The 15,548-nt window shown below is 36.8% G+C and carries 15 protein-coding genes and 1 pseudogene; 9 read left to right on the top strand and 7 right to left on the bottom strand.

Features of this window, described 5'->3' with window-relative positions; translation table 11 throughout:
- Nucleotides 1-8 precede the first annotated feature (8 nt).
- Genes JO40_RS05920 through JO40_RS05890 form a run of 6 tightly spaced genes read right to left on the bottom strand, consistent with a single transcriptional unit; the run spans nt 9 to nt 6,681 of the window.
- Nucleotides 9-1,055, bottom strand: coding sequence for a zinc-dependent alcohol dehydrogenase (locus JO40_RS05920; protein WP_044978540.1), 1,047 nt, complete (start codon nt 1,053-1,055; stop codon nt 9-11).
- Between the two features lie 11 nt (nt 1,056-1,066).
- Nucleotides 1,067-1,849: a class I fructose-bisphosphate aldolase gene (locus tag JO40_RS05915; RefSeq protein WP_044978539.1), complete on the bottom strand. Its 783-nt coding sequence runs from the start codon at nt 1,847-1,849 to the stop codon at nt 1,067-1,069.
- Between the two features lie 47 nt (nt 1,850-1,896).
- Complete coding sequence (locus tag JO40_RS05910) at nt 1,897-3,216, bottom strand: glycine/sarcosine/betaine reductase component B subunit (protein WP_044978538.1); 1,320 nt, start codon at nt 3,214-3,216, stop codon at nt 1,897-1,899.
- 2 nt (nt 3,217-3,218) lie between these two features.
- Nucleotides 3,219-4,550 (bottom strand): glycine/betaine/sarcosine/D-proline family reductase selenoprotein B, encoded by a 1,332-nt coding sequence (locus JO40_RS05900; RefSeq protein WP_144242249.1) that lies wholly within the window; start codon nt 4,548-4,550, stop codon nt 3,219-3,221.
- A gap of 22 nt (nt 4,551-4,572) precedes the next feature.
- The gene (locus JO40_RS05895) at nt 4,573-5,172 is read right to left on the bottom strand and encodes a helix-turn-helix domain-containing protein (RefSeq protein ID WP_044978535.1); all 600 of its coding nucleotides are present in this window, start codon (nt 5,170-5,172) and stop codon (nt 4,573-4,575) included.
- Nucleotides 5,173-5,196: 24 nt separating this feature from the next.
- The gene (locus tag JO40_RS05890; RefSeq protein WP_044978534.1) at nt 5,197-6,681 is read right to left on the bottom strand and encodes an aldehyde dehydrogenase family protein; all 1,485 of its coding nucleotides are present in this window, start codon (nt 6,679-6,681) and stop codon (nt 5,197-5,199) included.
- A gap of 351 nt (nt 6,682-7,032) precedes the next feature.
- Here JO40_RS05890 and JO40_RS13115 point away from each other — a divergent pair, with 351 nt between their 5' ends.
- From JO40_RS13115 to holA, 9 genes and pseudogenes are all read left to right on the top strand, one after another.
- Nucleotides 7,033-7,689: a hypothetical protein gene (locus JO40_RS13115; RefSeq protein ID WP_245609038.1), complete on the top strand. Its 657-nt coding sequence runs from the start codon at nt 7,033-7,035 to the stop codon at nt 7,687-7,689.
- 36 nt (nt 7,690-7,725) lie between these two features.
- Nucleotides 7,726-7,968 (top strand): hypothetical protein, encoded by a 243-nt coding sequence (locus JO40_RS05880; protein WP_044978533.1) that lies wholly within the window; start codon nt 7,726-7,728, stop codon nt 7,966-7,968.
- Between the two features lie 76 nt (nt 7,969-8,044).
- Entirely contained in the window at nt 8,045-8,257 is a 213-nt protein-coding gene (locus tag JO40_RS05875) for a hypothetical protein (protein WP_044978532.1), read from the top strand.
- Between the two features lie 445 nt (nt 8,258-8,702).
- On the top strand, nt 8,703-10,025 hold the full coding sequence (locus JO40_RS05870) for a hypothetical protein (RefSeq protein ID WP_044978531.1): 1,323 nt from the start codon (nt 8,703-8,705) through the stop codon (nt 10,023-10,025).
- Nucleotides 10,026-10,063: 38 nt separating this feature from the next.
- Nucleotides 10,064-10,609: a hypothetical protein gene (locus tag JO40_RS14575; RefSeq protein WP_245609037.1), complete on the top strand. Its 546-nt coding sequence runs from the start codon at nt 10,064-10,066 to the stop codon at nt 10,607-10,609.
- 22 nt (nt 10,610-10,631) lie between these two features.
- Complete coding sequence (locus JO40_RS14570; RefSeq protein WP_245609036.1) at nt 10,632-11,366, top strand: DUF6175 family protein; 735 nt, start codon at nt 10,632-10,634, stop codon at nt 11,364-11,366.
- 60 nt (nt 11,367-11,426) lie between these two features.
- Nucleotides 11,427-12,083 (top strand): hypothetical protein, encoded by a 657-nt coding sequence (locus tag JO40_RS05860; RefSeq protein ID WP_044978530.1) that lies wholly within the window; start codon nt 11,427-11,429, stop codon nt 12,081-12,083.
- Nucleotides 12,084-12,189: 106 nt separating this feature from the next.
- Nucleotides 12,190-13,577 (top strand): annotated as a pseudogene (locus JO40_RS05855) (hypothetical protein).
- Between the two features lie 103 nt (nt 13,578-13,680).
- Nucleotides 13,681-14,694: a DNA polymerase III subunit delta gene (gene holA, locus JO40_RS05850; RefSeq protein ID WP_044978529.1), complete on the top strand. Its 1,014-nt coding sequence runs from the start codon at nt 13,681-13,683 to the stop codon at nt 14,692-14,694.
- A 3-nt stretch (nt 14,695-14,697) separates the two neighbouring features.
- On the opposite strand, the gene JO40_RS05845 is transcribed toward holA, so the two are convergent.
- Nucleotides 14,698-15,543 carry an FAD binding domain-containing protein gene (locus JO40_RS05845; protein WP_044978528.1) on the bottom strand — a complete coding sequence of 282 codons (846 nt, stop codon included), beginning with the start codon at nt 15,541-15,543 and terminating at the stop codon, nt 14,698-14,700.
- Between the last annotated feature and the right edge of the window lie 5 nt (nt 15,544-15,548).

Genomic DNA, 15,548 nt, shown 5'->3' with positions numbered 1-15,548 from the left:
TAAAATTTTTAATCTGTAATAATTACACGAAATGTACCCGGAACAATAGCCGCTTCAAAAGCCTTTTGAGCTTCTTCAAAAGGAAATTTTTTAGCTATCAGGGGTTTGCAATTAATAATACCTGAAGACAATAATCTATTTGCGGTATAAAAGTTTTTTTCATCGGGACTGATTGCTCCGGTTAAAACAATTTCACTTCCATGCAGCATTTGGGGACTAACAAGAGTGGGAGAATCAGGATGCATTGAACTGTATTGGATCATTCTGCCGCATTTACCGGTCATTGCTATTGCTTGAGGAACAACTTCAGGTATCGGTGTTGTATTAAATACGGCATCCGCTCCCCGTCCATTTGTTACACCCTGTACAAATGTAACAGGGTCATTCTCCAAGGGATTAAAGACTATGTCCGCTCCCAACTGTTCTCCTAATTTACGTCTTTCCGGATCAACTTCGCTTAAAATAACCCTGCACCCGCGGCATTTAGCCAACATTATATGATATTGCCCCATGATGCCGCCTCCTATTACAACAACATCTTCGCTCAGTTGGAGATTTGCTCTTTCTATACTGTGAACACAGCAAGCTAAGGGTTCTGTAAGACAAGCTTCCTCGTAGCTGAGTCTGTCCGAAAAAGGGAAAAGATCGGAAGTATTGACAATGATGTAATCACATAAACCGCCGGGGCCTACCAATAAATTTTCTCTTACAGGTTTTTTTTGTGCGCGCTCGCATAAATTATTATGTCCGCTATGACAGTAATGGCACTCACCGCAATTATAAAGCAAGCGGACAGCCACCCTATCTCCTACAGCCCATTTTTTTGTATTTACCCCATCGCCGAAGGAAACTATTTCACCTGAAACCTCATGGCCGCCGGTACAAGGCAGAGGCATATGAATTTCACCTCGGAAAATCCGCTGCTCCAAAGTACAAAGAGCAACTGCGTGCACTTTGATAAGTACCTCGCCTCTTCTAAGATCAGGCGTATTCAGTTCTAAGATTTCTATTTTATGCGAGCCTGTAACTGCGGCAGTTCTAATTTTTATTGACATACCATATCCTCCTATTTAAGTATGGAAAGAGCTTGAGCAACGGAAGCATTGTCATGTATCACAGCCGATATTGCTTCACAAAAACGGGCAATATTGGGATTACGGTATATATTCCGTCCCATAATTATGCCTTTTGCTCCTGCGTCCAATGCAGACTTAATATCCAAAAAGATCTCTTCTTCGGATTTTGCCTTACTTCCTCCAAGCACCAAAATAGGTGCAAAGCAGCTTTCGGTAACTCCAATAAAATCATCCTTACCTACAAATTCTGTTTTGATAAAGTCGGCCCCAAGTTCTGCTCCTTGGCGGCAAGCGAACTTTATATTGTCAACTGAACGAGTATCAACTCCTTCGTGTTTTTCAAACCCAAACGGAAGCATTTCAGCTCCTATGGGCAGCCCTAATCGTTCTCCATCGGCACAAAGTTTTGCAAGGTATTTGAGAGTATGCTCATTATCAGTAGAGCCCGGATAGCCCATACATAACATAGCATCTGCTCCAACCCTTACAGCGTCTTCTGCCGAATACAATAAATCAAGCCGTTCCATCAGCTTCCGTAATGAAGAAATGCCTCCATCAGCCCTCATGATAAGACCGGTGTTTCCAAACTCTTTTTGGAAATTTTTTATCATACCATAAGTCGTCAAAAAAGCATCAGCACCTCCGGCCACAGCTTCCCGTATAACATGGCCGGCATCATGCAAATCCGGAGACGGCATCATTGCAGCATGGTCTAACGCAAGCACAAAAGCCTTTCCGTCACTTCGAAAAATATTGTTCATTCTTCGCTTCATAAGCTCTCCTTTCATCTTAAAGATGAATTTGAATAAAATATATAGTATCAGTAAGCCTCAGCAAATATTTTGCTGTAGCCGCACTGATTTCCGCCTAGATAAAGATGTGTTGTATTTTCCAAAACCAATTCGTTTTTTGATGGAGGAAAAAAGCCTCCGGATTCCTTATTAAGCCGGAATGTATCTCCTCCTACAACACGCTTAACTTGCTTGAGATATACAGGCTTTTCAATAGAACCTCCTGTACAAACTGCATCCGCTTCAGGGAAGTGATCAACAAGCAAAACACCTTCAGTTCCGTCTTTTCCTCCGAATTCAAAAGTAATTGTCGAAGCCCTTATTCCATGGTTTTCTGCTGTTTGAATAGTAAGCATCCCGTCTACACAGGCATTTCCGCCGCCTTCCCAAGCCATCACCAATCCATCCGCCTCAAGCATTTGCGCAAGTTTAATACAATGGCTTGCACATCTTTGTTTATGCCAGTTGCTTGGGTTATGACTTCGACATAGAATAACACCTTTAAACCATAATTCCTTACCATGACGGCGGTATAAGTCCAACAAAATAGGATGATTGACATGCAAGTATGTCGGTACCTTAAAGGCAGGCCATACATAATTTCCGCTTACTATACATCCGTCAAGCATCTCATTAGGATGCAGGATAGTGGGCACAATATCATCAATAGGCAACCCATATAAAAAAGTATCGGCATATGGCCCCTGATTTTGGCATTGCCATACCAAAACAACATTTGGAAGGGAGTCATTATTTTGTAAAGTTTGAAATGTTTCGGTACGGTCAGGTTTAAGAGTTCGAGTAAGCTCTGCAAGATATGTAGATATTTTTATAGCTATCAGGCGGATATCATTGTCATATTCCATTGCAGATTTTCCCTCATTTAAATCATATACTATCACTAGGTTATGCGTTTCGGAAAATGGGGTATATTGAGCATACTCACCGGTTATTTCAATTATAGCATCACGAGGATACAACAAACCGCTTGATGCATTAGTCTCATCCCATGGAAGAGCAGCACTCTCCATAACAGAAAAACCTGAAAAGATATTTGTTATACCTCGGCCTACAGTAAAAGGATTTCCAAAAAAGCCGGAATATTGCTGTCCCTCGCCTTTAAGTTTTACCATAGATGCAAGAGTATCCAACACATGAATTATACGGGCGTCTTCGCCGGGATGGGTAATCTCCAATCTAAACCCTTTAACGGCATTAAATAAATCTCGGGTAATTTCTTTCAATTCATTTTCACAAACCGTTAAAACTCCATTGGAGAATGAACATTTATCCCCAAACTTAACATCTTTAACATCAAAATACTGACGTGTTAAAATCATATCATCCATATTTAACCCTCCTTACCATGATCTACAGTAAAAATCGTAGGTGATAAGACTTCTGTCTGCAAGGCTTCTAAAGCTTTATCAATAATTTTACGTCTATATGCCGTTTCACGTTCAAGAGGCAGCAGAGGATCACCGGCAGGCGCGGTAAAGCCTCCGCCAAAAACAATTCGGTTTGCTCCGACACTTTCGGATATGGAAGTAAAGGCGTTTATATGTACATTCGGGATACCCGCACGATCCAATTCTTTGCAAATCGTTGCACCGCAACGAGTACAGGTTCCTCACGTACTGGTTAAAATTACAGCTCCTACATGTTCTTCTTTAAGTTTATTTGCCCACGCTTTACCCATGGACTCACTAATCGCCACATTTGTACCTACACCGCATGTAGTTCCAAAGTAAGGATATACTCCTCCAATAATACCTTCTGCTTCACATTGTCTTAAAGCATCTAAAGGAATTAACCTATGAGGATCCGCACTTGCTGCAGTGGTATCATATCCTCCATGAATGGATTCATACACTCCTTGCGGCAAAGTTTTTCGATTAGAAATATCATAAACTTTAAAGTCTTCAGCAAAGGCTTGTTTAAGTTTATCAGGGTTCCCAATAGGAACTAATCCGCCTGTAGTAAATAAGGCTATAGTTGTTTTGTTCATTTCACGAATAGGCGGAGCAGGAGGAACTCTCTCAAAGCCCCGTAGAGGAACTTCAGTTTGATAGGGTCTGCCGTTTAACTTATCCAATAACATATCTACCACTCTTTGGGCACCTGTTTTTTGATTGTATTCATTATAACGGTGCCCTGTCGGTAAATATCCTTCAATACGGGCAGGTCCTATTTTTTCTCTTTTAGCAAGTTTTAAAGCCAGCTTTGCTAAGTTCTCTAATGTTTTGTGCATTCCCGCGGCAGTCTCAGTGCTGCTTATTATATAATTATTTTTAACATATATTTTTACGGCAGGATTTTCATGCCACATAGCCGTAACAGACGGAATGTTCAGACGGTGCCGAGCATAGTCGCATATTTTAGCACAAGCCATACCGTATCTTCCGGCGTTAAATGCCGGGCCTGCAATTAAAACATCCGGTTTTTCTTCTTCTACAATCTTTTTTAACTGTCTACAGACTTCTTCAAAGTTATTATCAACATTTATATAATTATCTCCGCAACAAATAACTTTTGTCACAATCATCTCTCCCTGCCATAAATCTTCTAAACCTATAGCAGGCCCTTTTTTTTCTTTTAAAACAATAAAACCGGATTCTGCCGATGATTCACCGCCTATACCGGCATAAAATTGATTTATATAATGAATAGCCTTATATATCATCTATAACTCTCCTATCACTTTATTATTTTTTTTCAGGCAAAATTTGCTGTCCGTAAGGAGGGCTTGATACTATCACCAAAGTAGCAGGTTGTTCCTCAGTGTAAATTAAGTGCTCAACGTCAGCATCAAAAATAATACAATCACCTTGTTCAATTTTAAATTTCTCGGCTTCAACCATCACACAAACACAGCCGTCTAAAACTAAAATCATTTCTTGTCCCTTACCATGCTTGTGAATGTTTCGTTCAGACGGTTCGTTAGGCGGCAAATATGCATAGCTAACCTGTAAATGGGTATAACTTTCCGGAGTAATAACTTTATATGCAATGTTATCGTAGGTATTGACATTGCTGTACAAGTCCTTTTTGCGGAACACTCTTGGTACAGGGCCGCTTGGAGTAAGAAAAGAAACAAGATTAACCTTAAAATAATTTGCAAGTTTTTGTAAATTTGTGATGGAAACGGAATACTTATCATTCTCTAACCCTGAAAGGTAAGAATAACTCATGCCGAGATCTTTTGCCATTTGTTGTAACGAAATACTGCGCACTTTTCTAAGGGCACGAATTTTAGAACCGATGGAAATATTCACCGATTCTTTTTGTTTAATATCTTCTCCCATAATATCTGCCTTTTAATAGTGTTATCAAATAGGGGGTAACACATTATCAATAGTTTCAACGAATACGGTTTTTGAAATCATATATTTATGTATTCCTGCTATCCCTATACCGCTTTCTTTCCATCCGGTGCCGGGTGATTCAATCATACCTTTACTGAAGTAATTGTTTATATAAATCTGCCCGCTATTTATTCTGTCTGCCACACGAATTGCTCTCTTTATATCTTTTGTAAATACGCCTCCGGCTAGACCATACTTAGTTGCATTCGCCAAAGCAATAGCTTCTTCTTCCGTATCAAAAGGTGTAACACAAGCAACCGGCCCAAAGATTTCATTTTGGAATATATCCATTTCAGGTGTAACATCTGCAAAAATAGTCGGAGGAATAAAATTTCCCTTCTTTAAGAGAGCTTCCGAATATGGGTTTCCGCCGCAAACGAGTCTTGCATTTTGTTTTTTTCCTTTTTCAATGTATCCCCATACCGTATCGGCATGTTCTCGGGATATTAGGGTATTCATAGTTGCAGACGGATCAAAACCGTCTCCAGGCTTTAATTTAGAAGCAACATCGGCCATTGCTTTTATAAAAGGTTCATATATACGGCGTTGTACTAAAATTCTTGTACCTGATACACATATCTGCCCCGCATGATTTGTAAAACCATAAACAGCAAAACGAGCAGCTTGATCAATATCAACATCTTCAAAAAAAATGTTAGGGCTTTTGCCGCCCAGTTCCAGAGCAATATCTTTTACTAATTTTGCAGAATGAGTAATTATCTCGCGGCCTGTTTCTACCCCGCCCGTCATAGATACCATATCCACAAGCTCACTCTCGACAAGACAGTTTCCTACTTCAGCGCCTGAGCCGGTTACAACATTAACAACACCGGGAGGAAAGCCGGCTTCTTCATAAACACTTGCCATAAGAATCATTGACAACACACCCCAACTTGGAGGCTTAATTATAACGGTATTGCCTGCTGCCAAAATTGCATTTACTTTTTGACATCCCATAAGAAATGGCCCGTTCCATGGAAGAATTTCTCCTACTACTCCGCAAGGGTTCCATGTTACATAATTAAGAGTCCCATATTCACTCGGCACCACCTTACCATCCAAACACCTGGCCTTTCCTGCAAAAAATTCAAAGGAATCAACGGCCATTGGAACTTCCCAATAGCGGCATGCATTATAATTTTTACCGCATTCAAGTGTTTCAATAACTGCAAATTCTTCAGCACGCCTTTCAAGAATTTGGGCAGCCTTTAATAATAATTTACTACGATCCTTTGCAGACATTTTTCTGTATGGGCCTTCATCAAAGGCTTTTCTTGCCGCAGCAATTGCTTTTTCGCAATCAGTTTTTGTACCCCGATAGGCTTTAGCAAAAGGCAAGTTATCGGCAGGGTTAATTACATCAACAATAGTACCATCCTCAGAAGGAGTATACTTACCATCAATAAAAAGCTGATAGGGTTCTTTCTTAACATATTTTAAGAATTCCATTTTAATCTCCTTTTTTTAATAAGTTTTATTTTTTTATTACATACTGTTAATAGAACATTCTATTAACAGTATAAATCACATATTTCATTATGTCAAGAAAAAATTTAAAAAAATCGATTATTTTTACAAAAACTATTATAAAAAGTTTTTAAAGTGCAGATATGATTTAAGCTTTTTATTCCAAAATTGATTTCTATATGAATAGGAAATAGTGGAATTGATTATCCTCCCCAAAAAACTGATACTGTATATGCAATATTTAAAAAAGGAACCCGTAAACTAAATTGTATAAATGGCTGAAATGTGATATTATTAAAATAATAGTATAATAACTAAAAGATAAAAAATATTATGAAAACAAAACCTTATTTGTATTCACAGCCTGACTATCTCATCTTTCGGGCAGCGATTGGAGGGATATTGGTGCAGCGATCCGATAGTCTCAGCTTCGAAGCAAGCGAGGTGCTAGTACTTATTTATTTTTGTATTTTGTGTAGTACTAAAAGCTATAAGGAGACTTCAGGATTCTTAAGGGCGGAGCCCTTAAGCAGCTATTTTGAAGATAGGAAGGGTTATAGGGAAGGAAAGGTACAGCCAGCGCAACTTCAAGGCGAATTTTTATCTGCCAAAAGTGTCTTCCCTCCCCTAAACGCAGCCCCGATAGATGATGAAGCAAAGAAACACAATGAAAACCTGCCGGGAATGGGAGGTGTATTTAATGTTGTGAACTTACATGTGTATCATTACGCGGGGTATATGCAGCGCAGCTTCGAGCTATATAATCCGATTAAATATACCGAGCCAGATGGAAGGAGTGGAAAACTCACTATTTATTCAACTGGAAATTCTTTGATGGGGGGCAGGCTGGGATTTCTTATACACCAGATGGTACTGGTGTTACGACAACATATGGAACATGGGGTAATAATCCTACTGGACAAGGTAATGATTTATTTGGAAATCTTGAACAAAATAGAGGTGCCGAAGCAACTAGAACTGTTCACTTGAATGATAACCAAGAACGAGCTTTATTAAAAATAATTAATGATTATAAAAAAAGGTAAAGATGTATGGAAATTGTTTGGACCATGTTCAAAATTTACACAAGATGCTTGGGATTATGATACAGGCGAATATCTAAATGCTAATACTTGGATAATTATTAATAATCCCGAAACTTTGAAACAGTCAATAACTAAAGCTAATGGAACTTTAGAAATTCCAAATTCAAGCAGCAGGGCTTCTAGTACGAGATCAAATTCTGTTGGCAGAAGTTCTGGTTCTTAGTATTATGGGGTAGGTAGTACATTTAATGTATCATCGGATCCTATTTATGATTCATCAGTAGAATGAGGAGATGACTATGAAAAAAGTAATAATTAGATTTACCTTATTAACTATTTTAAGTATTTGCTTATGGAGTTGTTTATCACAAATGGTTTTAGAGTATAATGATATTGATAATTTTGAAATAACAGAATATAGAAATGGTAATGAACTTTCAATAAAAATATCAGGACTGTGTATGCACAGTAATTATGTAATCAAAAAAATTGATTTACAGAAAAAAAAATGATGAGTTGAAAATAAAAATTAGAATTTCAATTTTTAAGAAAAAAAATGATACAGGAAGATTTTTGTATGAACTAAAAATTTCTGATGATGTAAAAAAAATCTTTTTTGGAAATGATGAAGTTGAAATATGGCATAAATAAAACTTATGAACCCAAAACTTTATATTTATTCACATCCTACCTATCTCTTTCGGACAGCGATTGAAGCGTTACATGCAGTGAGGCAAAGCCGAACTTCCAGCCAAACCCTTTTTGCGGTGTGTTTAAGCAAAAAGCAAGCTCTGACCGGAGGGAAATGAATTTGTACATTTGATGATTCCTTTAGGTTCAACATGTTATTTAACGCAACCACTCATGCATAAGCCCTGCAACCGTCCATATCGGGTTACTTGAAAATCTAAGTCAAATGGTATATACTGACCTCAATTTTAGAATAGAAAAACGGCGATGAACAAAGTGAGAGGAAAGTTTTTATATATTATTTTTCTTGTATTTTTTTGCTCTATTTCTTTTGCTCAAAAGGTCAGCGAAAAAAAGGATATTGCCGTCTTTGTAACTTCCTATTACGGCCGGCATATTCCAAACGAATTAGTTGATAGAATTGATGAAGCGGTTATGAATGTTTTTTTTAACCTTGAACGTTTTAATATAATAGGCTTGGAATACAGGCTTGCCTCAACGGATGTAGACATATTTATCGAGCTTATAAAACAATCAAGAGAAGAAAACACAGAACTGCCCGAATCCGTTTTAATGGGTTTAGAAGCCTTTACAAAAGCAGACTGGGAAAAAACGGTCAATTCTTATTATGTAGTAATGCCTGTAATTACGGATTATTCAATTTCAACGGAACGATACAATGATCTATTTTTGGGAGAAACGGATGGATATAGGGTAGAAATTGCTTTGGAATTCTACATATATTCTTCAAAAGAAGATTTAAAAGAAAAAATTGATATAAAAATAAGCTCTGTGGACAAAACCTATGAAAAAATATACAGCAGAGCGCTTAAAAATCTATCGGAAAAACTTGATCTTGAGCTGCGTAAGATAGAAGCCTTTACCATAAAAACAGGTATAATCAAGGCAGAAAAAGGCACCGTTCATTTTGAGCTTGGAAAAAAAATGGGCGTGAAACTTGGAGATGAATATGTTGTTTTAAGTGAAGACGGCAAGAAAGAAACCGGCTTAATTGTTGTTACCGAAACGGAAAGCGATTTTTCCAAAGGATTAATACTTTATTCAAAAAAGCGCTTAAATTTAGGAGATCCTATTAAAGAGGTTCCTCACGGGCCATTTGAATACAGAGTTTATGCCTTAGGCGAGTTCGGTTTTTTCGTTGCCGAAAGAGGTTTATATGACGGAGGCGGAACCTTCGGTATTAATGTTTCAGGAACAAGGGGGTTTTACCGCTTTAGACCCTGTTTTGGGGCAGAGATGACATTTGACTCTAACACCGCTAAAATTCTTTCTATAGGAACACCTATGACCATATTCGGGGGTACCGAGATAGGAAATACATATTTTAGGCGTTTACAAATCTTGCCTACAATTCAATTTTATTATACAATGATTATAATCGGTTCTAAAGAAAAATTTCCGATTCCTGCGGGAGCCGGGCTTAGAGCCTTTGTGCATACAAGTTTTCTTGTAACAAAGAATTTTAAAATAGGAGGCGACTTTGGCATAAAAACGGGAGCAACCTTTTACAATGGTATAGGAGGAATCTTAAGATTTACTGCCGGAATCGGCTTTACAATTAAATTATAACTTTAGGAGACATATGATGAAAAAGATTTCACTTTTTTTTGCTTTTATCTGCATCTTTCTTCTTTTTTTCCTGTGCGAGTATTGAAGATGCATTAGACGTAAAAAAACCGGTTTATACCGAAACAAAAGAATATACTTCAATGGGAGAGGATTCTTCCTTTTTACAGGCTATAAATAAGGCAAAAATCGGAGCGATAAGGCAAGGAGTTATCGACATTATAGGCCTTCAAGCTGAACAGTCTAATTACCAAAAAATTAAAAGTATCATATACGATACCGAATATCCGAATGAATATGTAGTAAACGAAAAAATAGACGTACTACAAAAATCCAAAAACGGAGAAGTATACATAATTAAAATTAAAATCCCCGTAAAAATGAATGAGCTAGCCACAACTCTTTCATCGGCAGGTATAAGCTCCGGTAACCCCTCAAACGGAACATCAATGGATGATATAGTTTTCGGAAATGGCAAGACTCAAGAAAGTTTTAATGCCGCACAAAAACCTAAGGATGCAGACCTTATTTTAAAAGAAGCTCAAGCTTCTGCCGAAGGCAAAAAAAAATCTTCAATTTTTAAATAATTATATCGAAAACATGACCTACATGGTCTTTGATGCTGAAGAATCAGATGCGGACAGATTTTTACTTAAAGCCGCAGTAGAAACGGGAAATGCCTTTCTTTTAAAACAGGGGTATAGGGCCGTAGACTCAAAAGAGGTCGAAAAACTAAAAAAAGATAATGCCCTCATTTACCAAGAAAGCACCGATGAAGGAATGTCGGCTATTCAGTTGATAGCCCAAAAGTTAAACGCCGATGTATATATGGAAATTGATGCGGTAACCGAAGGCGGTTATGAACCAAGCGGCTATTACGGTTCGGCAAAGATAACCTTAAAGATATTCAATCCGTCTACAGGAGAGTTACTCGGTTCTGTCCCCTACACAAGCCAAAAAACTTTTAGCCGAGTAAGCAGCTATGATGCTCAATCAAATGCAATTCAATCCGCAGTAAACAAGGCCCTGCCCATAGCTGTCGATCAGGCAAAGATTCTTTTAGCCAAAGCCTATTCCCGCGGAATACGCTATGAAATTATTATAAACGAAACACCTGACAGCAAGAGCATGGCTCGTTTTAGAAAAGCTTTAAGCGGAAATGTAAACGATATAAAAACCTTATATCAATCCTCGGCACAAACAAAATATGCAGTTTCATTTTTCGGAACTATTGATGACCTTGAAGCTGTCATCTATGATACTGCAGATTCCGTTCCGGGTTTTGAAAATATAAAATTGGTAGTATTAAGAGGCAAGACCTTAACATTTAAATCGGGCTTTTAAATTGGACGTAGATTACGCCTAATTTTAAAAATATATTTGCATTATTTTAGGAGGCAAGATATGAAAAAAGCAATTAAGATTATGTTCCTTGCAGCAGTTGCAGTTATAGCCTTAGCAGGCTGTGCAAACAAATTAAAACCGCTTGGAACCGTATCGAGCAAGATTAAAAAACCTGAAATGCTCGACCACAAAAACCTTAAATGGGATAAGCCTGTTCCCGGCTGGGTTGCAGAAGAACCCAATGTCATCGAAAAAACTGATGATTATAAGGGCAAGGATGTTTATCTTTTTAAATTCGAGTCGCCCAGATCAAAGAGCTTGGAAGGCGCCGAGTTATGGACAAGAGATTTTTCGGTCCCTTCCGAAATGGCCAGAATGGTTAAGGTAAGAGTAGAAAGCAAGGCCGCCGCGGCCGCTGCAGGCGATAAGGACAAGGTTGAAGGTTATCTTGAAGATATAGTCAAAACAATTACCTCGACAAAACTTTCCGGCTTTAAAAAAGAAACCGATTATTGGGTTCAGAGGAGATATTTCGATGCCGATGGAAATCCTACGGGAGATGATTATACATACATAGTCTTATACAGCATCTCCAAAAAAACCTTGGATAAACTCATCCAAAATGCAATCAGCGGAGCAGATGAAGATAAGCCCAAGAGCGAAGAAGAGAAGGTTGTACGCGAAAGAGTAAGGGAAGCTCTTTCAGAAGGCCTATAAGTCTTTTAAAACTACGGAAGAAAGGAAGCCATTTATTAAAAGTTATAAAATTTTCTTTCTTCCGTTATCGCTTAAAAATCATCTATAATAAAAAACAAATACTATGCTGAAAAAAAAACAACTATTAAAAAAATTACTATTATTGATTTTAACCTTAACCTTATTCTCATGTGCAAGTTATAAAAGTAACCCTGAGGAAGATCTGCCTGCTTGGATAGAAAATGTGCCCGCCGGCGATGCAGACTACGAATACTTTACAGCCTCAGGAACAAATAAAAATTTTACTCTTGCAGAGGCGGATGCAAAAAATAATCTTATAAACGAAATCATACGGTATTTAGGAGTTTCAATAAAAACCGAAACGACAACAACCGCTTTAGGTTCCGTCGAAAACCTTGAAAAAATATTAAAATCGGAAATTTCTCAGTCTTCGGCTGCTAATATAAAAAAATTAAAAATAAAAAACCGCTATACCGAAAAAAATAAAGACAGTGTTACCGTTTATCTTTTAGCGGAATATGATAAACAAGAACTCCTCAGAGAAAGAAACCGCTTATTAAAAATTGCAGAAGAAAAAATTTTATCGGTGAGTGAACCCGAAAAAAAGGCAGACGCTTTTTTTGCAGGCGAAAAATATTATTCTGCTGCCCTTAATTACATTAAAGCAGCGTCCGCAGCCTTGAGTTCCGGAATCGAAAACGGGGATATAAAATTTAGACAAAATATTTCAAATGCAAAAGAAAGCTTAAAAAAAATTAAACCGAAATTGGAAAAAGAAGAGCTTAAAGATTCTTTAAACGGGCATTTAATTTCCGTAAGCATTGGAACATCTGAAGAAAATGTTCCCTTACTAATAAGCTACAAAACAAAAATAAAAAATAATACCTCCATAATAATCGAAGGCATTGAAACAGACAAAAGCGGCACCGCAAATTTTATTTTGAATGATGAAAAAATTGAAACCGAAGGCCGTGTAAGAATAGAATTGGATATTTCCGAAATCAAACAAATGTTAGGATCAAAAGATTTTAACGAATATCGAGAAGCTATTAAAGAACTTCAGCAAATTGTTTTTAAACAAGTCATAAATTTTGAATTTACAAAACCGGAAAATAAAATAAAAAAGAAAAAAGAGGAACCGTTTCGTTTTTTATAGAACATGACAAGCCAAAAAACTCAAATATTGAAGAAAAAATTTTTGATATTTTAGAAAGCATGAATTTTAAAATACTATTTACAAAAAATGAAGACTCATCTGAAGGCTTTTTTGTTCATGCAAGGATAGAAACAGATGAAGTATTAAAAGCTGCTGACGGATTTTTGGTAAGACTTAACGCAGATATAGAAATAAAAAATCTAAGCACAAACGAAATCCTTTATAAAAAAAATATAAGTAAACGCGGTGCAGGTTTTAGCGAAAGCGATGCTCAAAGATCTGCCTCAGTTGCTATAGCAAAGGCGATAGCCTTAGCCTTTAGTAAATGCGTCGAATAGAGCGGCTGACAAAGTTCTATATTTATTGTATACTAATTGGCATCTTCTAAAAACTTTGTTAGATTTTTAGAGATGCCCGACGAGTTTTTTTAAGGAGAAACAATTGGAAAATCCTGTTTGGCTTTTTATGGGACCTGAAATAGGGGAAAGAAATTCAGCCATTGATACAGTAGTAAAAACTCTTTCAAAACAATACGGAGATATTGAAACACATACGGTATATGCAGGCGATACCGGCATGGGAGATATAATTTCTCTATTGCAAAATGCATCTCTTTTTTCTTCTGCAAAACTACTTATATTAAAATCCGCAGAGCTTATCAAAAAAAAAGAAGACATAGATTTGCTTACCGGCTGGATTCAATCGGTTTCAAAAAATAACGCAGGCAGCTCTTTTTTAATTTTAATTTCAGATGAAACATCCGTCGCAAAAAAAATAAGCGATACCGTTCCTAAAACTCAACAAAAAATATTTTGGGAACTTTTTGAAAACAAAAAACAGGAATGGGTACGTTCATTTCTTTTTAGAGAGGGCATTGAGATTGAAGATGAAGCAGTCGATGAGCTTTTGGAATTGGTTGAAAACAATACTGAGGCTTTAAAAACAGCCTGTTCACATTTAGTGCTCTATTTTCAAAAAGGTTCACATATCGGTCAAGAGAATATCGAAAAACTTTTTGCACATAATAAGGAAGAAACACCTTTTACTCTGTTCAATGCTTTAACATTAGGCGGATTAGAAACAGCCCTATCTATAAATCAAAAAATAATACTTTCTAAAAACTCATCTCCGGTACAAACCATCGCAGGCTTAACTTATTGTTTCAGACGATTACAAGATTGGCACAAAATACACAGAGAAAACGAATATTTGGATGATTTTGCTTTGAAGCGTTTCGGTTTTTCAGGAAAAACTGCATTGGCACAATATAGAAGAGCCGCAAAACTATGGAATGAGATTCAGTGTGTAAAAATAATAGCACTCTTATCGGAAACCGATTTAGAATTAAGGTCTTTAGGCACCGGTCTTCAAAACATAGCTATGGAAATATGTCTTTATGAAATAATTTGTAAATCAGGAAAAAAAATAGAACAATACTCCTTTGAACATATTTAAAACTTAGGTTAGTTTATATAAATTATCTTCAAGTAGATTGTAAAAACAAGAGTTATGAAAATCTGATGAAAATTCTTCTCGTGTAAAAAACTGTTTTGCTTTTTGCATTATTAACGGAACCTCTCCATGTGAAATAGGAAGAGTTCTACCCAAAAGTAAATTATCAAATTCTTTATTACGAACCAACTTATCTGATGCAAAAAACAGCCTCATATCAGACAAGATATCTTTTTGAACCAAAATTAAAAATAAAAATGAAGCCGTATCACTATCTATATATCCCGGAGTGCCCAGTCTTGTATAGAAACTTTTTGTCCATGTTTCATTCGGAATTCTTATGCGGCTTATAATATATTGCCCTGCTCTTTTTTCGGCATAACTTTTATCAATGTACTTTGCAAAAGGAACCCATTCAATATCTTCAGCTGTCCTAATTTCCAGCTTTGCATCTAAAGCCAACATCGGTAAAAACGTTCCGGCAAGAGGATTGGCAGCCGCAATGTTTCCGCCTATTGTTGCAAGTGAGCGTATGGAATTGTTTGCTATCTTTTCGATAGAATAATATAAGGAAGGCGGAATATTTTTTTTACCTAAATCCAAAATTTCATTTAATGTTACTGCAGCTCCGAATTCAAAATACCGTTCGGTTTTAGAAATAATTTTTAACTCAGGTAAAAAATTTACATCCAAAACATGCGCAGGTAAATCAACTATTTCATCGGTTTGATAATTTAAAAAACCTGTTGAACCTCCTATAGGTCTTACATTTGAAATGTTTTTTAATATAGACAGCATTTCCTGCATATGGCGAGCTCGATAAATAATACTGTTTTTTGTCAATTCACTCATAAGTT

The organism is Treponema putidum (assembly GCF_000755145.1).
Lineage (GTDB): Bacteria > Spirochaetota > Spirochaetia > Treponematales > Treponemataceae > Treponema_B > Treponema_B putidum.
This window is presented reverse-complemented; position numbering and strand designations above follow the sequence as displayed.